This window comes from Luteimonas panaciterrae (assembly GCF_020511115.1).
GTDB classification, from domain to species: Bacteria; Pseudomonadota; Gammaproteobacteria; order Xanthomonadales; family Xanthomonadaceae; genus Luteimonas; species Luteimonas panaciterrae.
Genome location: NZ_JAJAVH010000001.1, coordinates 727142 through 751412 on the forward strand (window position 1 = coordinate 727142; position 24271 = coordinate 751412).

The 24271-nt window shown below is 66.2% G+C and carries 22 protein-coding genes, 1 tRNA gene and 1 pseudogene; 16 read left to right on the top strand and 8 right to left on the bottom strand.

All coding sequences use genetic code 11. From position 1 onward, the window contains the following. Window positions 1-2: 2 nt before the first annotated feature. Complete coding sequence (locus LG367_RS03180; RefSeq protein WP_226467758.1) at window positions 3-1493, bottom strand: MFS transporter; 1491 nt, start codon at window positions 1491-1493, stop codon at window positions 3-5. Between the two features lie 41 nt (window positions 1494-1534). Beyond that, a complete protein-coding gene (locus tag LG367_RS03185; protein ID WP_226467759.1) occupies window positions 1535-2569 on the bottom strand; it encodes a LacI family DNA-binding transcriptional regulator in 1035 nt (344 codons plus the stop codon). A 331-nt stretch (window positions 2570-2900) separates the two neighbouring features. Between LG367_RS03185 and LG367_RS03190 the strand changes: the two genes are divergently transcribed. The 7 genes from LG367_RS03190 (at window position 2901) to LG367_RS03220 (ending at window position 13051) form a co-directional block, all read left to right on the top strand. Then, window positions 2901-5372 (top strand): TonB-dependent receptor, encoded by a 2472-nt coding sequence (locus tag LG367_RS03190; RefSeq protein WP_226467760.1) that lies wholly within the window; start codon window positions 2901-2903, stop codon window positions 5370-5372. Further along, window positions 5372-7927, top strand: a complete 2556-nt coding sequence (locus LG367_RS03195; protein ID WP_226467761.1) for a glycoside hydrolase family 3 protein — start codon at window positions 5372-5374, stop codon at window positions 7925-7927. Before LG367_RS03190 ends, LG367_RS03195 begins: the two co-directional genes overlap by 1 nt. 96 nt (window positions 7928-8023) lie before the next feature. Next, a complete protein-coding gene (gene dusA / locus LG367_RS03200) occupies window positions 8024-9040 on the top strand; it encodes a tRNA dihydrouridine(20/20a) synthase DusA (RefSeq protein WP_226467762.1) in 1017 nt (338 codons plus the stop codon). Further along, complete coding sequence (locus LG367_RS03205; protein WP_226467763.1) at window positions 9040-10011, top strand: arginine deiminase-related protein; 972 nt, start codon at window positions 9040-9042, stop codon at window positions 10009-10011. Before dusA ends, LG367_RS03205 begins: the two co-directional genes overlap by 1 nt. Before the next feature lie 233 nt (window positions 10012-10244). Continuing rightward, complete coding sequence (locus LG367_RS03210) at window positions 10245-10637, top strand: hypothetical protein (RefSeq protein WP_226467764.1); 393 nt, start codon at window positions 10245-10247, stop codon at window positions 10635-10637. Between the two features lie 73 nt (window positions 10638-10710). Continuing rightward, window positions 10711-11397, top strand: coding sequence for a response regulator transcription factor (locus tag LG367_RS03215; protein ID WP_226467765.1), 687 nt, complete (start codon window positions 10711-10713; stop codon window positions 11395-11397). A 274-nt stretch (window positions 11398-11671) separates the two neighbouring features. Beyond that, entirely contained in the window at window positions 11672-13051 is a 1380-nt protein-coding gene (locus LG367_RS03220; RefSeq protein WP_226467969.1) for an ATP-binding protein, read from the top strand. A gap of 124 nt (window positions 13052-13175) precedes the next feature. Here the strand turns inward: LG367_RS03220 and LG367_RS03225 are convergent, their stop codons facing one another. After that, window positions 13176-13928, bottom strand: a complete 753-nt coding sequence (locus LG367_RS03225) for a M90 family metallopeptidase (protein ID WP_425490903.1) — start codon at window positions 13926-13928, stop codon at window positions 13176-13178. 77 nt (window positions 13929-14005) lie between these two features. Further along, window positions 14006-14287 carry a hypothetical protein gene (locus LG367_RS03230; RefSeq protein WP_226467766.1) on the bottom strand — a complete coding sequence of 94 codons (282 nt, stop codon included), beginning with the start codon at window positions 14285-14287 and terminating at the stop codon, window positions 14006-14008. A gap of 234 nt (window positions 14288-14521) precedes the next feature. Between LG367_RS03230 and birA the strand changes: the two genes are divergently transcribed. From birA to LG367_RS03245, 3 genes are read left to right on the top strand one after another with little or no spacing between them, the layout of a single operon-like run. Beyond that, window positions 14522-15547, top strand: a complete 1026-nt coding sequence (gene birA / locus LG367_RS03235; RefSeq protein ID WP_226467767.1) for a bifunctional biotin--[acetyl-CoA-carboxylase] ligase/biotin operon repressor BirA — start codon at window positions 14522-14524, stop codon at window positions 15545-15547. Then, on the top strand, window positions 15544-16287 hold the full coding sequence (locus tag LG367_RS03240; RefSeq protein ID WP_226467768.1) for a type III pantothenate kinase: 744 nt from the start codon (window positions 15544-15546) through the stop codon (window positions 16285-16287). Before birA ends, LG367_RS03240 begins: the two co-directional genes overlap by 4 nt. A gap of 49 nt (window positions 16288-16336) precedes the next feature. Continuing rightward, on the top strand, window positions 16337-17140 hold the full coding sequence (locus LG367_RS03245; RefSeq protein WP_226467769.1) for an SPOR domain-containing protein: 804 nt from the start codon (window positions 16337-16339) through the stop codon (window positions 17138-17140). Between the two features lie 50 nt (window positions 17141-17190). Here LG367_RS03245 and LG367_RS03250 read toward each other — a convergent pair whose 3' ends face one another. Next, window positions 17191-17595: a hypothetical protein gene (locus LG367_RS03250; protein ID WP_226467770.1), complete on the bottom strand. Its 405-nt coding sequence runs from the start codon at window positions 17593-17595 to the stop codon at window positions 17191-17193. Window positions 17596-17807: 212 nt separating this feature from the next. On the opposite strand from LG367_RS03250, the gene LG367_RS03255 reads away from it, so the two are divergent. Next, window positions 17808-17883 (top strand) — tRNA-Thr (locus LG367_RS03255). Window positions 17884-17972: 89 nt separating this feature from the next. Here LG367_RS03255 and LG367_RS03260 read toward each other — a convergent pair. Continuing rightward, entirely contained in the window at window positions 17973-18539 is a 567-nt protein-coding gene (locus LG367_RS03260) for a GNAT family N-acetyltransferase (RefSeq protein WP_319004002.1), read from the bottom strand. 169 nt (window positions 18540-18708) lie between these two features. On the opposite strand from LG367_RS03260, the gene rocF reads away from it, so the two are divergent. The 3 genes from rocF to LG367_RS03275 all read left to right on the top strand — a co-directional run bounded on the left by rocF (window position 18709) and on the right by LG367_RS03275 (window position 20637). After that, the gene (gene rocF, locus LG367_RS03265; RefSeq protein ID WP_226467772.1) at window positions 18709-19632 is read left to right on the top strand and encodes an arginase; all 924 of its coding nucleotides are present in this window, start codon (window positions 18709-18711) and stop codon (window positions 19630-19632) included. Between the two features lie 238 nt (window positions 19633-19870). After that, complete coding sequence (locus LG367_RS03270; RefSeq protein ID WP_226467773.1) at window positions 19871-20026, top strand: entericidin A/B family lipoprotein; 156 nt, start codon at window positions 19871-19873, stop codon at window positions 20024-20026. A gap of 410 nt (window positions 20027-20436) precedes the next feature. Next, complete coding sequence (locus LG367_RS03275) at window positions 20437-20637, top strand: CsbD family protein (RefSeq protein ID WP_226467774.1); 201 nt, start codon at window positions 20437-20439, stop codon at window positions 20635-20637. A 69-nt stretch (window positions 20638-20706) separates the two neighbouring features. Here LG367_RS03275 and LG367_RS03280 read toward each other — a convergent pair whose 3' ends face one another. Continuing rightward, entirely contained in the window at window positions 20707-21495 is a 789-nt protein-coding gene (locus LG367_RS03280) for a hypothetical protein (protein ID WP_226467775.1), read from the bottom strand. A gap of 128 nt (window positions 21496-21623) precedes the next feature. Here LG367_RS03280 and LG367_RS03285 point away from each other — a divergent pair. Continuing rightward, window positions 21624-22859, top strand: a pseudogene (locus tag LG367_RS03285) (tryptophan--tRNA ligase); the annotation flags it as partial. A 122-nt stretch (window positions 22860-22981) separates the two neighbouring features. Beyond that, entirely contained in the window at window positions 22982-23290 is a 309-nt protein-coding gene (locus tag LG367_RS03290; protein ID WP_226467776.1) for a hypothetical protein, read from the top strand. A 26-nt stretch (window positions 23291-23316) separates the two neighbouring features. Here the strand turns inward: LG367_RS03290 and LG367_RS03295 are convergent, their stop codons facing one another. Continuing rightward, a complete protein-coding gene (locus tag LG367_RS03295; RefSeq protein ID WP_226467777.1) occupies window positions 23317-24234 on the bottom strand; it encodes a hypothetical protein in 918 nt (305 codons plus the stop codon). Between the last annotated feature and the right edge of the window lie 37 nt (window positions 24235-24271).

The following is a 24271-nucleotide window of genomic DNA, read 5'->3' on the forward strand; positions in this document are numbered from 1 at the left end:
CGCTACCGCGTTGCATCGTTTTCCGCGGGCTTGCCGACGCGCAGGACGCAAAGCGCCGCCAACAGCAGACTGACTCCACCGATCAGCAGCGCGCAGATCGGCGCATTGCCGAAGAAGGTCTTCAACAGAAAACCGAGTACGCTGGCGGCGAGCAGCTGCGGGATCACGATGAACAGATTGAAGATGCCCATGTACACGCCCATCTTCTCCGCCGGCACGCTGTCGGACAGCAGGGCGTAGGGCAGGGACAGGATCGACGCCCAGGCGAAGCCGACGCCGACCATCGACAGCAGCAGCCAATACGGATCGCGGATCAGCAGGAACGACAGCAGACCGCAGCCACCCAGGACGAGATTGAGCAAATGGCTCAGACGCGGGCCGAGCCGGCGCGTCATCCACGGAATCAGCATCGCCGCAAGAACGGCGAAACCGTTGTAGGCGGCGAACAGCACGCCGGCCCAATTCGCGCCGTCGTTGTAGGCCGCCGAGCGCGTGTCCTCGGTGGCGAAATGCACGCTGGTCACCGCCGCCGTCGTGTAGATCCACATCGCGAACAGCGCGAACCAGGAAAAACACTGCACCGGCACGAGCTGGCGCATGGTCGCGGGCATCGTCAGCAGATCGGCGATGATCGCGGTGAGCGGATTGCGCGCGCGGCTGTAGCCGGCGATCAGCTGGATCACGCCGTAGGCGAACAGACCGGCGGCGAGGAGGTGCAGTCGCGCATCGGCCCGCGTCAGATGGATGGCGATCGAGGCCGCCAATCCGGTCGCGCACCAACACACACCGGTGAACCGCACGCGTGCCGGCAACGATGGCGCGGGTGCGGCTGGTTTCGGATCCTCGAATGCGGCGAGTGCGTCAGGTGGATACTCGCGCGTGGACAGCACCGTCCAGCCGAGCGTGCCGAACAAGACCGCGGCGCCGAGATAGAACGCAAGCTTCACCGTATCTGGAATCTCTCCGGCGACGGCAAGGTTGCTGATCCCGAATCGCGCGAGCAACCAGGGCAGCAGGCTGGCGACGACGGCGCCCGCCGCGATGAACAAGGTCTGCATCGCGTAACCAGCCGGCCGCTGCGATGACGGCAGCTGATCGCCGACGAACGAACGCAGCGGCCCCATCGAGACGTTGATCGCGGCGTCGAGAATCCACAACAGCAATGCCGCGCTCCACAGCGTCGGCGAATTCGGCATCGCGATCAGCGCCAGCGCGGCGATGATCGCGCCGACGAGGAAATACGGCCGGCGCCGGCCGAGGCGTCCCCACGTGCGATCGGAGTAATAGCCGATGATCGGCTGCACGAGCAGCCCGGTCAGCGGCGCGGCGATCCACAACGCGGGAATGTCATCGATGCTGGCGCCGAGTGTCTGGAAGATGCGGCTGACGTTCGCGTTCTGCAGCGCGAGGCCGAACTGCAGCCCCATGAAGCCGAAGCACATGTTCCAGATCTGCCAGAAGCCGACCGGGAGCCTGTTCGTCGTGGCGGGCATGGAAGTTTGGCCGAGGCGTGCGGCGTGCGCGGCGGCGTTGCTCAGCGCCGCTTCGCCGAGACCGGCGCGGGTCCGCCCGACTGCCGGATCTTCAGCTCGTAAGGCACGCGCACGAGCGCGCCCGCCTGCGGATCGCGGATCGCGGCGAGCAACTGCTCCGCGGCGATGTGGCCCATCTCGCGGCATGGCTGCCGCACCGTCGTCAGGCTCGGCCAGATCTGGCGCGAGGCCGGCGTGTCGTCGAAACCGAACACCGACAGGTCTTGCGGAATGCGCATGCCGCGTTCGAACGCCTCGTGCATGACGCCGCAGGCGCTGTCGTCGTTGGCGGCGAAGATCGCGGTGGGCGGATGCTTGAGATCAAGCAGCTGCTTCGCACCGGCGACGCCGTCTTCAAAGGTGAAACCACCATCGACGACGAGCTTGGGATCGTAGGGGATGCCCGCACGGCGCAGGCCGTCGCGATAACCGGCCAGCCGCCAGGCACGTCCGCCATGCGGCGGCGGGCCGGCGATGTGGGCGATGCGGCGGTGACCGAGCTCGACCGCGTGCGCGATCATGTCCGCCGCCGCCTTGCGCTCGTCGAGGATCGTGCCGATGCGCGCGTGGCCGAGCTTGGCCTTCGCGGAGATCGTGGCGTAGCGCACGCCGAGCGCGTCGAGACGATGCAGCAGCTTGACGTCGTCGGCGAACGGCGGCACCAGGATCAGGCCGTCCGGACGGTATTGCGCGATCGATTCCTCCACCGCGCGGATGTGGTCGGCATTGGAATATTCCAGCGGACGCAGCATCGCGCTGTAACGCTGGCGCTCGCAGGCGGCGAGCATGCCGACGATGATCTCCATGACGTAGCTCGACGCCGCGGCCGGATCGTCGTACACCAGCGAGATCAGATAGGAACGATTTCCCGCCAGGCTGCGCGCCGACGGATTCGGGCGGTAGTTCAGTGCCTGGGCCGCCGCCTCGACCTTCAGTCGAGTCTTCTCGCGCACGTTCGGTTCGTGGTTGAAGACGCGCGAGACGGTTTTCATGGAGACGCCGGCGGCCTGGGCGACATCTTCGATTCTGGCGCGCATCAATGCGTTTCCGTGGGGCAGGTGGTGGCGAGTCATGTTATCGCACGTGGCGATGCCGGCTGCTGCCTGGACCGTGGGCGAATGCGATCACGCCGGCACCTGTAACGACACGAAACGCCGCGCGAATTCGTTGTTGCAGCGCGGCATCCACGCAGCCCCCCCGGAGCGCCAATGTGACGCTTGTCGGCATAAATTGGCAGCGCTGTCATTTCGCAATTGACAGCGCTGCCATTCTGCCGTATCACTCGCTCCGCTCCACACCGGACGGCGGCAGAGTACTGTCGAAAAAGAGCCGGAAGACGGGAGCGTCCGAACTGGAGGGAAGAGGGACATGGCGTACCGCTCGCACGCGCTGTATGGCGCGATTCTCGTCGCGCTCGTTTCAAGTGATGCCTTGGCTGCACCCGTCGGTCAGGCGCAGGCCGCGGATCCCGCGCAACCGCAGACACCCGCGGCCGCCGCGCCGCAGGAAACCGTGCCGCAAGCAGGCACGGCGAAGACACTCGACACCGTCATCGTCACCGGCACCAAGCGCGAGACACCGCTGCAGAAGACGCCGGTTGCGATCAGCGCGCTCGATGCCGAGACGCTCGAGAAGGAGCGGGTGATGACCGTGCAGGACATCACCAAGCTGGTGCCGAGCATGCAGGCCACGCGGCAGGGCGACCACGACGTGGTCACCATGACCTTGCGCGGCATCGGCAACGATCAGGCCAAGACCGAATACGCCGATCCGGAAGTGGCGATCTTCGTCGACGGCGTGTACTCGCCGCGCGCCGAGGCGGCCGCCGGCCTGCTGCTGGACGTGGAAGCCGCGGAAGTGCTGCGCGGCCCGCAGGGCACGTTGTGGGGCCGGAATTCCACGGTCGGCGCGGTCAACTTCCGCACCGCGAAGCCGGAGATCGGCAGCTATTTCGGCAATGTCCAGCTCAGCGTCGGCAACTACAACGCGATCGGCTCGCGCGCGGTGGTCAATCTGCCGATCAGCGACACCTTCGCGATGCGCGTCGCGGTCGCGCAGGAACAGCACGATGGCTATGTCGATTATCAGGACCCGGTCGGCCAACTCCCGTCGGTCGATGCGCAGCGCGCCGCCTACGCGGCAGCTGGCGGCGATCCCGCCACGTTCCGGCCGATCAACCCGAACCAGTACGTCACCGACGGCGACAAGTACAGCGCCCAGGACCAATCGGCCGCGCGTGTGAGTGCGCTGTGGCAGCCCAACGATGCCTTCAGCTGGAACCTGGCGCTGGAATATTTCCGCGATCGCGGCACGCCGAGCATGAATCTGATGCAGCGCCCGCGCGCCGGGCAGGATTTCTGGTCGGCGCTGATCGACACCGCGCCGTACATCGTGCGCGATTCCTACGCGCTGCGCAGCCGCATGGACTGGGACATCAACGATGGCTTGCGGCTGTCCTACATCGCCGGCTTCGGCAAGTTCGACGGCCGTTCCACCTACGATCAGGACAGCGGCGTGCTGGTGCCGACCTGTTTCGCCTGCGGCCCCGCGCAGTTCCAGGAAGACCGCACCAACGATTCCGAATACAAGAGCACCAGCCACGAGTTCAATCTATCCTCGACCGGCGAGCAGACCATCGACTGGATCGTGGGCCTGTACTACGCGGCCGAGAAGAATTCGATCCGGTTCGACATCCCGATCTTCAACGGTACCCAGGAAGGCACGGTCGCCTGGCAAGGCTCGTTCATCCAGCCGAAGGAAACGGTGGATTCCTACGCCGCGTTCGGCCAGGCCACCTGGAACGTCAACGAGAACTGGCGTCTGACCGCCGGCGCGCGCTACACCGACGACAAGAAGAAGAACGTCGGCGGCCGTGGCTGGGGTTGGGCGTACAACCCGAACGTGCCGCAGGTGCCGATTTCTCCGGGCACGTATCCGAGTCCCGAGAACGGATTCAACGTCTCCACCGTCAACGATGGCGAATACAGCCACAGCCAGGTGACATGGCTGGCGCGCAGCGATTTCGACGTCGGCGAGAACGGACTGCTCTACGCCAGCATCTCCACCGGCTACAAGTCCGGCGGCCTGCAGGACGGCGGCGCGACCTACAAGCACGAAGAGCTGACCAACTACGAGATCGGCGGCAAGTTCAGTTTCCTGGAAGGACGCCTGACCTGGAACAGCGCCATCTACTACATGGACTTCAAGAACTTCCAGCTCTCCGCGCCGATCACCTTCCCCGACGGCAATCGCGGCCTGGGCTTCTCCAATGTGCAGGGCAGCACCAAGGTGTGGGGTTACGAAAGTGAGTTGTCCGCGCTGCTCGGCGAGAACGATCGCGTGCACCTGACCGTCTCGGGCATTCCGAAGAAGGACCTCGGCACGCTGCTCTACGCCGGCAGCAACGATTACCAGGGCTTGCCGACCTGCGCGCCCGAGTCGGGCATCCAGCGTTGCATGAACGTGTCCGGCAACGAGTTGCCGCATGCGCCGGACTTCGCGATGACGCTGATCTGGGAACACGATTTCCATCTAGGCAACGGCGGCACGCTCACGCCGCGTCTGACTGGCCACTATGAAACCGAAACCTGGTTGAGCGTGTTCAACCTCGGTCGAGAGGATCAGCAGAAGTCCTACGGCCGCGGCGATTTCTCGCTGCGCTACGAGGAGCCGGGCAAGCGCTGGTGGGCGGGGCTGTACATGCAGAACATCACCGACGAGAAGACACGCACGTCGGCCGGTCGTTTCGATCCGTCCGGCAATGGCGCCGGTCCGTTCCTGTGGGTGTCGCAATACCTGCCTCCGCGCACGTACGGCGTCAACTTCGGCCTGTATTTCTGATGCGACCGGCACTGGTCGCGCTGGCACTGCTCGTGGCGGTCGGAGCAACGAGCGGCGCCGGGGACGCATCGGGCGGCAGCGCACCCGCGGTCACGTTTCATCCGGACACGTTTCATCCGCAGCGCTGGCCCGCGCCGGTCTGGCCGTTTCCGCACGACGCGGCGCTGGAAGCACGCGTCGATACGCTGCTGAAAGCGATGACCGTCGAGGAAAAGGTGGGTCAGCTGATCCAGGGCGACATCGCCAGCCTCACGCCGGAGGACGTGCGCAAGTATCGCCTCGGCGCGATCCTGGCCGGCGGCAGCTCCGATCCCGGCGGCAAATACAACGCGCCACCGGCGGAATGGCTAGCGCTGGCCGACGCCTTCTACGAAGCCTCGATGGACACGCGCGACGGCGGCCATGCGATACCGGTGCTGTTCGGCATCGATTCCGTGCACGGGCACAGCAATGTCGTCGGTGCGACCGTGTTTCCGCACAACATCGGATTGGGCGCGACGCGCGATCCGGAACTGGTGCGCCGCATCGGCGAAGTGACTGCGGTGGAAACCCGCGTCACCGGCATGGAGTGGGCGTTTGCGCCGACGGTGGCGGTGCCGCAGGACGATCGTTGGGGACGCAGCTACGAAGGTTATTCGGAATCGCCGGATGTCGTGGCGAGTTTCGCCGGCAAGATGGTCGAGGGCTTGCAGGGCAAGGTCGGCACGCCGCAATTCCTAGACGGCACGCATGTGATCGCGTCGGTCAAGCATTTCCTCGGTGACGGTGGCACCGTCGATGGTCGCGATCAAGGCGACACGCGCGTCAGCGAAACCGAACTGATGCGCGTGCATGCCGCAGGCTATCCGCCGGCGATCGCCGCCGGTGCGCAGACGGTGATGGCCTCATTCAACAGCGTCAACGGCATGCATATGTCGGGTCACCGGCCGCTGCTGACCGATGTGCTGAAAGGACGCATGCAGTTCGGTGGCTTCGTGGTCAGCGATTGGAACGCCCATGCGCAGGTGCAGGGCTGCGACAGGCTGCGTTGTCCGGCCGCGTTCAATGCCGGCCTCGACATGGCGATGGCGCCGGATAGCTGGAAAGGGCTGTATGACAGCACGCTGGCGGCGGCGAAATCGGGCGAAATTCCGCCGCAGCGGCTCGACGATGCCGTGCGCCGCATCCTGCGGGTGAAGTTCCGTCTCGGACTGTTCGAGGCGGGCAAGCCCTCGCGACGTCCGCTTGGCGGTCGATTCGAATTGCTCGGCGCGCCCGAGCATCGCGCGGTGGCGCGGCAGGCGGTGCGCGAATCGCTGGTGCTGCTGAAGAATCAGGGCGGCCTGCTGCCGCTGCATCCGAAACAGCAGGTCCTTGTAGCCGGCGACGGTGCCGACGACATCGGCAAACAAGCCGGTGGCTGGACCTTGAACTGGCAAGGCACCGGCACCCAGCGCGCCGACTATCCGAACGCCGACACGATCTTCGAAGGCATCGCGCAGCAGGTGCGGGCCACGGGCGGCAGCGCGACGCTGTCCATCGATGGCCGCTACGCGCACAAACCCGATGTCGCCATCGTCGTGTTCGGTGAAGACCCGTACGCCGAATTTCGCGGCGATCTCGCCACCCTGCTGTACAAGCCCGGTAACGACGCCGACCTGCAGCTGATCAAGCGGCTGAAAGGCGAAGGCGTCCCGGTCGTGGCGGTGTTCCTCAGCGGAAGACCGCTCTGGGTGAATCGCGAGATCAATGCCGCCGACGCCTTCATCGCCGCCTGGCTGCCGGGAACGGAAGGCGGTGGCATCGCCGACGTGCTGCTGCGCAAGCCCGATGGCGGCGTGCAGTACGACTTCGTCGGAAAACTGAGCTTCTCCTGGCCGCGTACCGCCGCGCAGTACCGCAACAATGTCGGCCAGCGTGGTTATCGGCCGCAGTTCGCCTTCGGCTACGGGCTTCGTTATGGCGACGATGGCGATCTGCCGCGATTGCCGGAAACATCGGGCGTCACCGCCGCGCAGGCATCGAGCGGCGTCTACTACGCGCGCGGCAAGCCGCAGTCTGGATTGAAGATGCAGTTGGAGACGACCAACGGGCGCTCACACAAGCTGGATGCGATGCCCGCCGCGACGGAAGACGGCAGCCTGCGCGTGCGCAGCGAGGATCATCAAATCCAGGAAGACGCGCGCCGCTTCGTCTGGTCGGGCGGCACCTGGGGCCGCGCGGCCGTCGTCGCCGAGACACCGCTCGACCTCACCCGCGAAAGCAACGGCGACGTATTGCTGCTGACCACGTTGAAAATCGATGCCCTCCCGGCCGGCGACATCTGGATCGGCGTTGGTTGCGGCCAGGATTGCGGCGCCCGCCTGCCGCTGCGCGCGACCCTGGCGGCGCTGACGCCCGGGCAGTGGACGCGCGTCGGCATCCCCCTGAAATGCTTCGCCGACGCGGGCGCGGACCTGCGCCGGCTCGACCGCCCGTGGTCGATCGAAACCGACACCGCGCTGGAACTGTCGGTCTCGCGCATCGCGCTGGGGACGGCGGATCAGGCGGAGCGGATCGTGTCCTGCACGCCCTGAGGTGCCCGGCTCAAATGATTGGCCGGTACGGCCAATCCCGCGAGTAAACCCAGCACGGAGGAGGGTTCAGCAGGGGAGTCCGTACAATGGAGGCGAATGACTGCCTCCGTCGCCACCGCTGCCGCGATGCAACGCCTGTCCGTCGCCCCGATGATGGACTGGACCGACACACATTGCCGCGTCTTCCATCGCCTGCTCGCGCCCGGCGCGCGGCTGTACACCGAGATGGTGCATGCCAACGCGGTGATCCACGGTGATCGGTCCAGGCTGCTGGCGATGGATGACATCGAGCATCCGGTAGCCCTACAGCTGGGCGGCAGCGAGCCGCCTCTGCTGGCGCAGGCGGCGCGGATCGGCGCCGAGCGTGGGTTCGATGAGATCAATCTCAACGTCGGCTGTCCCTCGGATCGCGTGCAGGCCGGGCGCTTCGGCGCCTGCCTGATGCGCGAGCCAGAACTGGTGGCCGAGAGCGTGGCGGCGATGATCCAGGCGGTGGCGGGATTGCCGAAGCCGGTGCCGGTCACGGTGAAATGCCGGCTCGGTGTGGATGACGAAACGCGTTACGAGGTCTTCCGCGCTTTCATCGATGCCGTCGCGGCCGCGGGTTGCCGCGTGTTCGTGGTGCACGCCCGCAATGCCTGGCTGAAAGGGCTCTCGCCGAAGGAAAACCGCGAGGTGCCGCCGTTGCGCTACGAGTGGGCATACGCACTCAAGCATGAGCGGCCGGACCTGACCGTGATCGTCAACGGTGGCATCGTGGCGGTCGATGCCGCGATCGAGCATCTCTCGCACGCCGATGGGGTGATGCTCGGCCGTGCGGCCTATCACGAGCCTTACGTCCTGCATCGCCTCGATGCCGTGCTGTCCGGTACCGAACCGAAACCGCGCGCCGAATTGCTGCGCGCACTGCGCCCGTACGCCGAGGCGCAACTCGCGCGCGGCATGCCGCTCAAGCACCTCACCCGCCACGTGCTCGGCCTGTTTCATGGCGAGCGTGGCGGACGCGCGTTCCGGCAGATCCTCAGCGAGGGTGCGCACCGGCCGGGTGCGGACTGGTCGCTGGTGGAAGCGGCGCTGTCGGCGACGGAAGGTTCCGCGCGGATCGCGGCCTGATGTCGGCGGATTCTTCGATGCCCGCCGGCGTGATTACCCGCGATTGCGCCGAATTCCTGCGCATCGCGCGTGCCTCCACGACCGACTTCGGGCCGGCGACCGCGAAGGCGGCCTTCCTGGTGGCGCCCGACGGTTTCGCGCATGCCGCGCAGTCGGCCAGTGACAACCGCTACATGGCCGAGGCCGAGGCTTTCGATGCCGCGCGCGCCTCGCGGCAGCATCGCGATCTGCAGCGGGCGCTGTCGGCCTCGGTGCCCACGCTGTGCTTCCCGGGCGCGCCCGACACGCCGGATGCACTGTTCCCGAACAACGTCTTCGCCACCGCGCGGACGGATGCGCGCGTGCCCGGGCAGGCGCCGCCGCGCCTGATCGTCGGCCGCATGCGTCACCCGGTCCGCCAGCGCGAGGCCGGGCGCGCCGACATCCGCGGGTTCTTCCGCGACACCCTGGGCTATGCCGAGATCGACCTCTCGGACCAGCCGCATCCGTGCGAGCTGACCGGCGCCCTGGTGATCGACCGCGCGCGCGGCCTTGGCTTCTGCGGCCTGTCCGAGCGCTGCGACGAGGCCGGCGCCGCGCTGATGCATGAAGCTTTCGGCCTGCGGGCGACCTTGCTGTTCGACCTGGCCCCGGGGGAGTACCACACCAATGTGGTGCTGGCGGTGCTGGCCGGCCGCGCGGCCCTGCTGTGCCCGGACGGCTTCGCCGATGCCGCCGTGGTGGAGGCGATCGCCGCCCTCTACGCCCCGAACGCGGTACTGCTGTCATCCCAGGAGAAGCAAGCATTCGCCGGAAATGCCATCGCATTGTCCGAAGATGTGGTATGGATGAGCGAAGCTGCCGTGGCCGGGCTCACGCCCGCCAACCGTTCCGCGTTGGCAGGGGCCGGGTTCGCGGTGCGCGGCGTGGCGCTCGATGCCATCGAGGCAGCGGGCGGTTCCCTGCGCTGTTGCGTGGCCGAAATCTATTGAGGGCACCCTTGGACCGGCCTGGCCCGCTGGTGGATCGGTGCCGCGGGACTGTCTTCGTTGATGGGTTTGGCCGGACCGTTCGAGCCTCCGGCGAGGCCTCATCTGAATGAGGGCCATCACGCAAAGAAAAAGTTAAGGACGGATTCACCGCCGAATTTTGAGAATCATCGTCCAAAACCGTAATCCGCCGTCGGCTCCCCAAGGGCCGGCTCACGAAGGAATTGCCACTGCCCATGATCCGGTCGCTCCGCCTACTGTCGATGTTCGTCGTCTGTGCCGTGCTGGCGTCGGGCGGCGCGTGGGCGCAGGATCGTCGTGGTGGCGGCGACGGACGCGGAGGTGGACGTGGGGAGATGTCGGCATCGGGCATGCAGGGGATGCCGGACCGTGGCCGCATGGGGCCGCAGGTGCGGCCATCGCGTCGCGACGACACGCTGTCCAATTCGGTCCGCAACGCCGAGCGCACCACCCCGGGCGGTCAGATCCTGCGCGCCGAGCGCATGCAGTACGACGGCCGCGAGGTCAATCGCATTAAACTCATGGACGAACGCGGACGTGTCCGCACCTATATGGATGATCCGCAACAGCCGCGTCGTCTGTCGCCTACACGCGACGATGACGATTGAGCTTCCAAGCTTGGAAACAAGCCACACCGATCCGGGCGTTGCCCCCGCAACCGCCGCCAGAATGGAGTAGCCGATGCGAATTCTGCTCGTCGAAGACGAAGCCCCACTGCGCGAGACCCTTGCCGCGCGACTGAAGCGTGAAGGCTTCGCCGTGGATGCCGCGCAGGACGGCGAGGAAGGCCTGTACATGGGCCGCGAGGTTCCCTTCGACGTCGGCATCATCGACCTCGGCCTGCCCAAGATGTCGGGCATGGAACTGGTCAAGGCGCTGCGCGACGAAGGCAAGCAGTTCCCGGTGCTGATCCTCACCGCGCGCTCGAGCTGGCAGGACAAGGTCGACGGCCTGAAGCAGGGCGCCGACGACTATCTGGTCAAGCCCTTCCACGTCGAGGAACTGCTGGCGCGCATCAACGCCCTGGTGCGTCGCGCCGCCGGCTGGAGCAAGCCGACGCTGGAATGCGGCGCCGTGGTGCTCGACCTCGCCGCGCAGACGGTGACCGTCAACGGCGCCAACGTCGACCTCACCAGCTACGAGTACAAGGTGCTCGAGTACCTGATGATGCATGCCGGCGAGCTGGTGTCGAAGGCCGATCTGACCGAGCACATCTACCAGCAGGATTTCGATCGCGACTCCAACGTGCTGGAAGTCTTCATCGGCCGCCTGCGCAAGAAGCTCGATCCCGAGGGCACCCTCAAGCCGATCGAGACCGTGCGCGGCCGCGGCTATCGCTTCGCGATTCCGCGTAGCGGCGAAGGTTGAGCTTTTTTGCCGGCGTGCCGGCAAAAAGCTCCCCCAAAGTTTGCGTTGCAAACTTTGGGCCCCAGGCACGCGGCATCCACAACCCCGCCGCTGTCGCGGCGCCCCCTTAACTTAAGGGGGCTTTTCCCCAGAATGTTTGGCTTGAGCATCGGGCGTGCTGTCTTCAAGGACGGCATGCAGGATGCACTCGCTCTTAGGGCATGAGCCGGTAGACTCTCCCTCGCGCATGGCGACTTCTCGCAAACCCCTGCTGCCTGCCTGGCGTCCGCGATCGTTGCGGGCTCGGCAGTTGTTGACGGCGAGCGTGGTCCTGCTGGCGTTTCTCGCGCTGACCGGTTACGTGCTGTATCTCGCCTTCGTCAACGTGGCGGGACAGTTGCAGCGCGATCGCCTGCACGCCTATGCGATCAAGTACGTCGCCGACATCGAGTTCTTCCGCAGCGGCGACATCTATGTTCCGGAAGTGCCGCCTGATCCGCGCTTCGACCGGCCGGGCAGCGGTCTCTATGCGGTGATCATCTCGCGCGACTTGCGCTGGGAATCGATGTCCACGCGCGGGCCGCAATTGCCGGACGTGGACATGCTGGCGCCGAACCAGGAAGAGTTCCGCGGGCCGATCAAGATCACCAATACCGACGGTACGCGCGGCGAGGTATTCCGCTACGGCATCGGCCTGACCTACGTGCAGGAGTCCGACAGCGGCGGCGAGATCGAGATTCCCTACAGCGTCTACATCATGGAGGACGAGGGCACACTGGCGCGGCAGATTCGTCTGTTCCGCGGCGCGTTGTGGACCGGCCTCGGCATCTCGGGTCTCGCATTGCTGTTGTTCCAGCTGCTGATCCTGCGCTGGAGCCTGCGCCCGCTCGACAACGTGGTCACCGAGCTGAAGAGCGTGCAGCGCGGACAGGCCAACCGCATGAGCGACCAGCATCCGCGCGAACTGGCGCCACTCACCGAGAGCATCAACGCGCTGATCGAAAGCGAGCGCGAGAATCTCGAGCGCCAGCGCAACACCATGTCCGATCTCGCGCACAGCCTGAAGACACCGCTGGCGGTGCTGCGCACGCGTCTGGACGGCGATGCCAGCGAAGCGGAGTTGCGCGAAGAGGTCGCCACGCAATTGCGCCGCATGAACGACATGGTCGGCTATCAGCTCGGCCGCGCCGCGTCCGGTGGTCACAAGCTGTTCGCGGCGCCGGTCCTGATCGAACCGCATGCCGAGCAGATCGTGCGCGGGCTGGAGAAGATCTACGCGGCGAAGGGTGTGATCTGCGAATTCGAGATCGACGAACGCGCGCGCTTCCACGGCGAACCGGGTGATCTGCAGGAACTGCTCGGCAATCTGCTGGAGAACGCCTTCAAGTGGGCGAAGTCGCGCGTGCTGCTCACGGTGCAGGCGGGCGCGAGTTCCGCCGGCCGGCGTCCGGGTTTGATCCTGGCGGTGGACGACGACGGCCCCGGCATTCCCGAGGATCGCATCGCCCACGTTCTGCAGCGCGGCGTGCGTGGCGACGAGCGCGTACAAGGGCATGGCATCGGCCTGGCGATCGTGCAGGACATCGTGCGCAGCTATCGCGGCGTGCTCGATGTGGGCCGCTCGACGGAGTTGAGCGGCGCGCGTTTCGAAGTGACGTTGCCGCCGGGCTTGTAAGCGGTCGCCCTTGCTCGTCATTCCCGCGAAGGCGGGAATCCAAGGACGTTCGCGTCATCTGCACGAAACCAACAGCAAGGTCCATGGATTCCCGCCTTCGCGAGAATGACGAACAGAAGCGAACTCATCGCTCGCCGATCGCAAACTCTCCGTAGAACTTCCGCAGATGCTCCGCCACGGCCGGCATCGCCTCCCGCAACGCTTGCGGATCGCTGAAATGGTATTCGCTGCAGACGGCGAAGAATTCCTCCGGCGCCTCCGCCGCATACGGATCGATCGCGGTCTCGTGCTCACGGTCGACTTCATCGGCAAACGCATCGAACGCCCGCTGGAAATCACGCGCCCACTGCTTCTGCCACGCGCGCGGTAGCGGCGGCGTTCCATCGAGCACGCCGTCGAGCGCGTCGAGCTTGTGCGCCATCTCGTGCACGGCGACGCAGAAGCCGGCATCGGGTTCGTCGAGATCGGCTTCGATATCGGCCCAGGACAGGATCAGCGGGCCGCTTTCCCAGGATTCGCCGATCAACTCGTCGTCCCATTCGTGCAGCACGCCGGCGGCGTCGACATGCGTGCGGTTCACGCGGAACGCATCCGGATAGACGATCAGCTGCGACCAGCCGTGCAGGCCTTCGGCGCCGAATTCCAGCAAGGGCAGGCAGCACAGCGCAGCGAGCAGCGTGCGCTGTGCCTCGTCGAGCGACAGGCCGGCGACCGGCGTGATCGTCTTGTCGCGCAGGAAGCGCGCCGCGAGCAGTTGCAGGCGTTGATCGCGCTCGACATCGAGCGCGGCGATCCACGGCACGCGCGCGCGCACTTGACGCCAGAGTTCAGCGGGCGGTGGTTCGGGGGTCGTGCCTGCGAACAGGCGTCGGATCAGCTTGCGCACGGCCAATCAGTGGAGTTTCGATCGAGCCGGTGTTGCATCCGCGAGCGCTGCGCGGCTCGCGTCGAACCTCAGCGGAACATCCCCGGCAGGAAGCTGTGCCAGCGCGGCGGACGCACGTCGCCGATGTCGCCGGACTCACGCGGCACCACGGGCTTGGTCTTGCCGACCTTGCGCACCGGCGCGGGCTTGTTGCCCGCCGCGGGTGTGGCCGGGGTACGGTCTTCGTCGTTGTGCGCGGGCGTGTCGATGCAGGCGCCGCTGCCGTTCGGGCTGAGGCGGCGGGCTTCTTGCGCCATCAGCGGGAAGCTGATGCCGAACAGCAGCAGACAGGCGGCGAGACGGGGGGACATGGCGGTATTCCAATCCTGGAAAACGGTTCTGGAAGAACCGAGGTCGACAGGCGACTATACCCCGAGATTCGCGCGTGTGCAGAAGAAGGCATGCTGCAGAGCGGCAAAAACGCGATGCGTGACGGATGTCGCGATCGTGCTCCGGGTGGCGGCTGTTCCGGGAACGGGCTGTGCCATCACCGCTCCGGCCGCCCAGGAAGGCTCCCGGCCAGGGGCGCACTGCATAATTGCGGGATGAACGCGGAACGTGCCTTCCTCGAGCGCGCCCTGCTCGAACGCCTGATCGCCGGCCCCGCCACGGGCGACGCGCTGGCGCGCGAGAGCGGGCAGACGCGGGCGGCGGTGTGGAAACGCATCGAGGGGCTGCGCGAGGCCGGCGTGGCGATCGACGCGCAGCCTGGGCGCGGCTATGCCCTCGCGCAGCCGGTGTCGCTGCTGGAGGCCGATACGATCCTGGCGGCGCTGCCCGAGGCCGTCCGCGGGGACGTGGCGGCGCTGGAAATCGCCTGGTCGCTGGACTCCACCAATTCCGAACTGCTGCGCCGACCGGTGCCGGAAGCCGGGAAGGCGGACGTGCTGTTGGCCGAACGCCAGACCGGCGGACGCGGGCGGCGCGGGCGCAGTTGGGCCTCGCCGCTGGCCGCGAATCTGTATCTCTCGGTGATGCGCGGCTTCGAGGGCGGGCTGGCGCGCCTGGGCGGCTTGAGCCTGGTCGCCGGCGTCGCCGCGGCCGAGGCCTTGCAAGCGCTCGGCATCGACGGCGTGCGCCTGAAATGGCCGAACGATCTGGTCGTCGTCGATGAAGCGGCGGGCGATGTCGCGGGCTGGCGCAAGCTGGGCGGTCTGCTGGTCGAAGGCGGCGGCGAGCATGCCGGTCCGGTGCGCGCGGTGATCGGGCTGGGGCTCAACGTGCGGATGCCGGCGGCGAGCGCTGCGGGCATCGACCAGCCGTGGATCGACCTCACCGAATTGACTGCGCAAGCGCCGGATCGCAATCGCATCACCGCGGCCTTGCTGACGCAATTGTTGCCGGCACTGGCGCTGTTCGATCGCGAAGGGCTGGCGCCATTCCTGTCGCGGCATGCCGCATTCGATGTGCTGGCCGGGCGCGAGGTGGTCGTGCATGGCGGCGCCGACGCGCATGCCGTCACCCACGCGGGTGTCGCGCTTGGTCTCGCGGCGGACGGTGCGCTGCGCGTCCGTCTGCCCGAAGGCGAGCGCAATTTTCATGCAGGCGAAGTGAGCGTGCGCACGCGATGAGCATCTGGCTGTTCGATCTTGGCAATTCACGACTGAAGTGCGCGCCGTTGCGCGAGGACGGCGGCATCGGCGAGGTCGTGCACCTGCCGCATGATGGCAACGCGTTCGGTGCGAACTGGGCCGCGGCATTGCCCGAGCGTTTCGAGGCCGCCTACGTGTCCAGCGTGGCGCGCACCGAGTTGCGCGTCGCCCTGCTCGATGCGTTGACCCAGCACTGCGGGCTCATCTCGCTCGCGCGCACGCAGCACCGTTTCGGCGACGTCACGATCGCCTACGCGAATCCGGAGCGGTTCGGCGTCGACCGTTTCCTCGCGCTACTCGCGGCGCGCGCGCGCAGCAAGGAGCCAACACTGTTGGCCGGCATCGGCACCGCGCTCACCATCGACCTGCTCGACGGCGACGGCCGCCATCGCGGCGGCCGCATCGCGCCTTCGCCCGCGCTCATGCGCGCGTCCCTGCACGCGCGCGCCGCGCACCTGCCCGAGCAGGGCGGGGACTACACCGAATTCGCCGACGACACCGACGACGCGCTGGCCTCCGGCTGCGATGGCGCGGCGCTGGCGCTGGTGGAACGCAGCCTGCGCGCGGCCGAGGAACTGCTCGGGCAGACGCCGCGGCTGCTGGTGCATGGCGGCGGCAGCGAGGCCTTGTTCGCGCATCTGCCACAGGCGACCGCCGCGCCGTCGCTGGTGCTGGAAGGCTTGGCGGTCTGGGTCGGGGAAACGACGGGCAGGCGTTGAGATCGGGTGCCGCCGTTCATTCGGCATGCCAAATCAATAGAATCTGCCCATGCTCATCCGCGCCCTGCTGATCCTGCTGATCGTCCTGAATCTCGGCGTCGCCATCTGGTGGGTGGCGCGCGGCGACGATGCCGGCGAGGCGCCGATCGTGCAGCCCGAAGGCGTGACGCGGCTGCGTCTGGTGAGCGAGGGCGCGCCTGTCGCCGTTGCCAAGACACCGGCGCCGGTACCAGCAACAGCACCAGCCGCCACTACGCCGCCGCCCGCCACGGAAACGCCGTCGCCGCAGACCGCCGCTGCCGCCGCGCCGCAAACGCAGGCTCCGGTTCCAGCACCGGCCACGCCGACGCCAGCCGAACCGACGCCACCGGCAACGCCCGCGCTCGTCGCGGCGCGCTGTTTCGCCTTCGGCCCGTTCGAGAACGCCGAGCAGGCGAAGGAAGCGCGCGCGCAGCTGCAATCGCAGGTCATGCGCCTGCGTGAGCGTGCTTCCACGCCGACGGCGCGCGGCTGGCGCGTGACGATGGCGGTGCCGGGCAATCGCGACGCCGCGCAGGCGGTGGCCACGCGGATCGCGGCGGCCGGGTTCGACGATTTCTTCATCACGGCCAATGGCGATGCCAGCAGCGTGATCGCGCTCGGACGCTACGGCAGCGAGCGCGCCGCGCGCAATCGCGAATCCGCCCTGCATGCCGCCGGCTTCGCCGATGCCCGTGCCGAACCGCTTGGCGGCAGCGCCGAGGGGCAGATCTGGATTGATGTCCTCGCGCCGACCGCATTCGAGGCCAACGCCGCGCGCCGTGTCGCCGGGGCCGCCCGCGCCGATGCGATCGACTGCGCCAAGGTGCCGTAGTCCCCTGCGTCAGGCCGAGCCGGGGAAAAGCATCTGCGTGAATCGCGATGCTAGAACGGCCCCCAGTCGGCGACGCCGGAGAGCTTGCGCCCATCGGCTTCCAAGGTGCCTTTGCCGTCTTTCACCTTGAGTGTGAAGGAGGGCGGCGCGGACAAATCGCCGGGATTCTTGTAGCGGACGGTCAGTGTCTTCCGGGGCCGGTCCATCTTGATCGTGTAGGACTTGGCGGGAAGCGCATCGGAACCCGGGCTGCTGCTCCACTCGAGCATGATCATCCCCGGATCCTCGCGCCCGATCAGCTGAAGCTGGAAATATTCGTCGTCCGCCTCGGCGGTGAACGAGAACAGATCGCCCGAGGCCCACGCCGCGGGCATGACCAACAGCGCGAACAAGAGTGCGAGCCAGGCCAACGTCTGTCGCGATTTCAGGATGGGCGCTTCGCGGGCGAAAAGCATTCGTGAATCTCCTTATTCAACGGGGCGGCAGGCTCTCGTCTTGTTCCTGTGAGAGCTCCCCACATTCTGCGCTTTTTGGATCGGCGCGGAAGCGGGCGACTGGCTGGCCCTCACCCTCTCCGCGTCTCCGCCCCGGAATCCGATGCCGGCCGTGATCGCGTAGAATGACCGCCGGCAGGGGTGGTCCATCGCCCCTCGCGGATGTGCGACATGCCGGCATAGCTCAGTTGGTAGAGCAACCGCCTTGTAAGCGGTAGGTCCCCAGTTCGAATCCGGGTGCCGGCACCATTTTCCGAATCATGTCGAACGCGTGGCGTGCTGCATGATGCAGATCGCTGCGTCTTCATGTGCGCGCATTTCGTTGCGCATCGTGCCCGTCAACGCAGACGTTGCCACATATGGATCAGGGGGCGATAACCCGTCTCCATACGCAAGGCCATCGGTTCGACCGCATACGTTTCGAAGCCGCAGGATTCGTAATGGTGTTGCGCCGAGAGATTGCCTTCGATGAGCGCGAGTTGGATCACGGCGATATGTTCGTGCTCTTTCGCGCAATCGAGCACGGCCTGCACCAGGCCTCTTCCCACACCGCCACCGCGATGCTGCGGCAACACGTACATGCCGAACAGCGTGGCCTTGTGGCGTTCGCGTTCTCTTGCTTCGAATTTGATGCCGGCCGAACCGATCAGTGCATCTTCAGCGAAGGCGCCGAAAGTGATGCTCGATCCGCGCGTGTCGGCGATACGCGTCTCCCACCACTCGATGGGAAGCAGGACGCGTTCCGCATGCGTGGAGATGAAGGCATCGCTTTCGTGCGTATGGGCCTGGAGCATGAGGTCGCGATATCGCGCAGTGCTCGATCGTGTCAGGCGTTCGATGTGCATGGGTCGACGTCGGATTCCGTTGGTTTTCCGGAGCTGTGAAGGCCGGAAAACGCCTTGCATCCCGGGCCTCTAGTGTATCGATGTTAGAATTCGCACCGTGCCTTTGGTGCATTGCATCAGCGGCGCGCACCATGCACATGAGTTGCGCGCGTTCGTTGCACTGCACCGAAACAACCCGTTCGCCCGGTGCCGTGACGCCGGGCGTTGCACTATTCGGAGTGTGATGACGATGAGCCGCCAATATCCGCCCGTATCGATCTTTGGCGTTCCCACCGATGTGGGCGCCGGCACGCGTGGGGCCTCGATGGGGCCTGAAGCCCTGCGCGTCGCGGGACTCGCCGAGGCGCTCGCGGCACGCGGCATCGACGTGATCGATCGCGGCAATCTCGACGGTCCGCGCAATCCCTGGCGTGGACCGGTCGACGGATATCGCCATCTCGATGAAGTGGTCGCCTGGAACCAGGCCGTGCTCGATGCCGCGAGCACGGAACTGCAGGCAGGACGCATGCCGGTGCTGCTCGGTGGCGATCATTGCCTCGCGATCGGTTCCATCGCGGCGGTCGCCAACCATTGCCGCGCGACCGGCCAGAAGCTGCGTATTCTCTGGCTCGATGCGCACACCGATTTCAACACGGACGAGATCACGCCGTCGGGCAACATCCACGGCATGCCGGTGACCTGCCTGTGCGGCATCGGGCCTGACGTGCTCACCGGAATCGGCGGCCACGTGCCGGCGATCGAACCCGCGCAGATCCGCCAGATCGGCATCCGTTCCGTCGATCAGGAAGAGAAGCGCCTGGTCAAGCAGCACGCGCTCGACATCTACGACATGCGCTACATCGACGAAGTCGGCATGAAGCGGACGATGGAGGAGGCGCTGGAAGGCGTCGATGAGGACACCCACTTGCACGTGAGCTTCGACGTCGACATCCTCGACCCGAGCATCGCGCCCGGCACCGGCACCACCGTGCCGGGCGGCGTGAACTATCGCGAGGCGCAGCTGATCATGGAGATGATCGCCGACACCGGGCGCCTGGGCTCGCTGGACATCGTCGAGGTCAACCCGGCGCTGGACCGGCGCAACCGCACCGCCAAGCTGGTGGTGGACCTGGTGGAAAGCCTGTTCGGAAAGTCGACGTTGATGCGTGACTAAGTCGGACGTGCCGTCTCCGCCATCCGGGGCGCGGCCTCATCGGCTTCGGATCGTCCTGCCCATCGCCGCGCCGACAGCGCGGCTCTAAATCCTTGGCCGGGCGTTCGGAGCCGATGCCGATAGGGCATCGGTTAAGCGTGGCTCCGAGCCCACTTGGCTTTCACGTCCAGGTGCGCTTTCATTCATCCTGTGGGAAGCAGACTAATCACGGCCCACACATTATCCACAGGAGAGCCTCATGAAGCGTTTGATTGTCCTGATGCTGCTGACGATGTTCTCGGTTGGCATGCTGTCCGCTTGCAACACCATCAAGGGTGCGGGCAAGGATGTACAGAAGGTCGGCGAGAAGATCGAGCAGGGTGCCGATAAAACCGGGGGCACCGACTCGAAGTAATTCGAGCGTTTTGTCAGGCGTGACCAAACGGGCCGGATTTCCGGCCCGTTTGTTTTCATGCACTCGATGATTCGATCGCGATCCGGGCTCGGATGAAGAGAGGCATCGACGATCTTGCCATCATGCGAATAAAGCGGGCCGACCATTTGGCCGGCCCGCTCGCTGCGAACGCATCCTTGCAAGACTTGCTCCCCTCGCCGCGCTGACGGCGCGGCTCGGCGTCGAATCTGCAGCGAAACCTGGAATTGAGCAGTGGATGTCATCGATTTGTTAGCGAATTCGTGAGATGTACATGAACGGTTCAAGCAGTCACTCGATCGCAACGCAATCTTGATGTGTCATGAAGGCGCAGGCGTCCATGCTTGAGCCACGACAGAATTTCCTGTCGCCAGCGAAAGAGAGGCCAAGTCATGAACAAAGACATCATTGCTGGAAAATGGACGCAGTTGAAAGGCCAGGCCCAGGCGAAATGGGGCGAACTCACCGACGACGTATTCGATGTCGCCATCGGCGACAGCAAATATCTGGCCGGAAAACTGCAGGAGCAGTACGGCTGGGACCGCGATCGCGCGGAACGCGAAATCCATGATTTCGAGAAAACGCTCAACTAAGCGGATCTTCGATCCGAGGCAGAAGAGGCCGGCCGTCGCCGGCCTCTTTTTTGTTGCCGCGCGCCATCCTCACCAGCTCGGCGGATCGGCGACGAAGCCGCCCGGGAATGCTTGAGGTTCGTCCTCGCGCGCCCAGCGCCGAGTCGGTCGCGGCAGGATGCCGAGCGCGGCCAATCGATCGGGCGCGTCATAACGCAGCTGCACCAATTGCGCGGGCCGGCTGCTGGCGCGCACGAATTCGGTGCGGCTGACCGGCGCCCATTCGCGCGCGCCATGACCGGTGCCGATGCGCTGCTTGTTCAGGCCGTAGGGCTGTGCTTCGTCCACGGCCCTCGGCGCTTCGGCGGCCGCGTTGGCTTCGCGTCGCCCGTTCTCACGATAGACCGGCGCTGGCAGCGGCACGACGTAGGCACGGCGTTCGCGGAACACGGCGATGCCGATCACGCCGACGTTGTCGGGACGGCCGGTGCGCGCGGCGTAGCTGTCGGGCAGATCGGTGAAATAGAACTGCGCGACGTCGTCCATTGATTTGCGCCAGCCGGCGATCTCGGTGCTCTGCCAGGGCGCGAGCACGTAGCCAGCTTGCGCCGGGTCGGCGTCCTCGCCGCTGACGGCGTTCACGCCATCCACGGACAGCACGACCAGGACGCGTTCGCCGCTGGTATTGGTGAGCCGCACGGCGTAGCGATGGCCAGGGGTGCCGGGCACCCAGGTGTCGCCGCGGCCGCGGTATTGCGGCAGCCATTGGCCGTCGTCGTGATCGATGACGGTGATGTCCACCAGCGGCCGTGCCGACAGGGGCGCGCAGGCGGAGGCGGCAAACAGGGCGGCGGTCAGCAACAGCAGTTTGCGGATCATGGCGATGTCTCCGGGGAGGTGACAGGGCCAACGGATGGCGGCGGGGAATGGGGTTGTCCCGGTTTCGATGGCGCTTCGGTCTCTTCGGCGAGCGCGAAGGCCCGCTGTGCAGCGGTTAAACTTGTGGCATGTCCGCTTCGACCCCCACGGCCGCTCCCGGCCGCAAGACCCGCATCCTCACCGGCATCACCACCTCGGGTACGCCGCACCTGGGCAACTACGTCGGTGCGATCCGCCCGGCGGTGGCCGCCTCGCGCGCGCCCGATGCCGAGAGCTACTACTTCCTCGCCGACCTGCACGCACTGATCAAGGTGCAGACGCCCGAGCGCGTGCAGCGTTCGACGCTGGAGATCGCAGCGACCTGGCTCGCCTGCGGGCTCGATCCGGACAAGGTCTGGTTCTACCGGCAATCCGACATCCCGGAGATTTCCGAACTCACCTGGCTGCTGACCTGCGTCGCCGGCAAGGGCATCCTCAACCGCGCGCATGCCTACAAGGCCGCCGTCGACAAGAATCGCCTCGATGGCGAGGACGACGATGCCGGCATCACCGCCGGATTGTTCATGTATCCGGTGCTGATGGCGGCCGACATCCTGATCTTCGGCGCCGACAAGGTGCCGGTGGGGCGCGATCAAGTGCAGCACATCGAGATGGCGCGCGATTTCGGTCAGCGCTTCAACCATCTGTATGGCCAGTACTTCACCTTGCCCGAAGCGGTGATCGACGAGCAGGTGGCGACGCTGCCCGGTCTCGACGGCCGCAAGATGTCGAAGAGCTACGACAACACCATTCCGCTGTTCTCGCCGCGCGCGACGCTGCAGAAGCTGATCGCCTCGATCGTCACCGATTCGAAGGCGCCGGGCGAGCCGAAGGATGTCGACAACTCCAACGTGTTCCAGCTGTATCAGGCATTCGCGAGCGTGGAGGAAACCGCGGCGTTCCGGCGCGAGTTCGAGCACGGCATCGGCTGGGGCGATGCCAAGCAGCGGCTGTTCGAGCGCATCGACGCGGAAGTCGCGCCGCTGCGCGAGCGTTACGAGGCACTGATCGCCGAGCCTCAGAAGATCGAGAAACTCTTGCGTGAGGGCGCGCAGCGCCTGCGCGCGCAGCACGCGACGCCGTTGCTGCGGAAGTTGCACGAAGCGGTGGGGCTGCGCGATCTGGCGCAAGTGGCCAGCGAGCGCAAGGCGACCGGCAAGCAGAGCGCAGCGGTGGCGCAGTTCAAGCAGTATCGCGAGAACGACGGCCGCTTCTACTTCAAGCTCGTCGATGCCGGCGGCCGATTGTTGCTGCAAAGCGCCGGCCATGCTTCGGCGCGTGATGCGGGTCAACTGATCGCGCGGCTCAAGCAGGGCGCCGGTGCCGGAATCGCGTCGGAAGGCGCACGGGAATTGCGCTTCGATGGCGTGTCGCTGGGCGAGCTCGTGGAAGACGCGACGATCGACGACGTGGTCACCGCGCTGGCGGGGTTCGCCGAAGACGCGGCATGAGCGCGCTGGTCGAGAGCAATCTCGCGCTGATCCTGTTCCTGCCGTGGTTTCTGATCCTGACGGCGTTGTACTGGATCTATCCGCGGCAGCCGCGTCATGCCGCGCGCAGACTGTTCGATGTGGGCGCGATCGCGTTGTCGGTGATCGCGTTCGTGCTCACGATCCATTGGGCGCAGTCGATCGCCGATGCCAACGCGGGGCGCATCTGGCGGCAGGTTCTGGCGACCTCGCTCGGTTACGGCGCGTTCCTGGCCGTCCTCACGTTGGCGCTGATTGTGCGCTGGCGTTGGTTGAAGCGCGCTTGATCTAACCCGATCTTCCTCGGGAACGCTTAGTACGTGATTTCGGAGGAGTTGGCGTTCGCGGCCATCGACGCCTGTTTGTAGATGGCGTATTCATCGCGGGTCAGCGGGAAATTCTGCAGCGTGAACAGCGCGGCATTGCGTTCCTCGGTGCCGCTGCGCGGATTGCTGAGAATATCCAGCATGACGGTTTTCAGACGCTCGGAGCGCACGCTGGAAACGCCGGCGGCGCCGATCGCCGCCTGCCGCACCTGCGGCGAGGGATCGAGCAGCGCGGTGTACAGCACGTCTTCCAGATTTCCGCTCTTGTCCCATTGGATGGTCTGCGTGACGCTGCTGGCGCGCACGCTGGGGTCGGCGTTGCGGCGCAGTGCCGCGAGGCGTTCGAGCACGGGCGCGGAATCGTCGGTGGACATGACGGCCGGCGTCAGCATGTCGACCAGCTGCCGCAGTTGCGCGGGATCGGTTTCGCGCTGCATTTCCGAGATCAGCAGCGAGCGCGCCTCGGGTTTGTCCAGCGGGAAGACGCGCAACAGCGCCAGACCGTCCTGGTGCCTGGCCGGATCGGCGAGGAGTTGTTGCGCCAGTCGCAGCACGTCGTCGTTGGCCACGTTCTGCAGGGTGGCGAGGAGCGCGCCGCGTGCGTCGAAGTCGGCTTCGTTCAGATAACGCTTGATCAGCTCGCGCAGGAAAGCCGGATCCTTCTTGGCGCGATCGGCATCCTCGCCGAAATCCTTGCCGTCCTCGGTCAATGGTGCAAAGACGGGGGGCGAGGCGGGCGCGGACAGGTCCGATGGCGCGGCGGGGGCCCGCGTGTTCGCCTGCGCTGTGGTGTTCTCGGCGGTGGCGACAACGCGTTCATGCCGTGCATCGGTGATCCAGGCGCCGACGATTCCGCCCGCGATGGCGGCGGCGAGCAATGCGATGCCGAGTCGAAGTCCTGTCATGTCGCTGCGATCCTATGCCTCGGGTGATCCGAAGCGC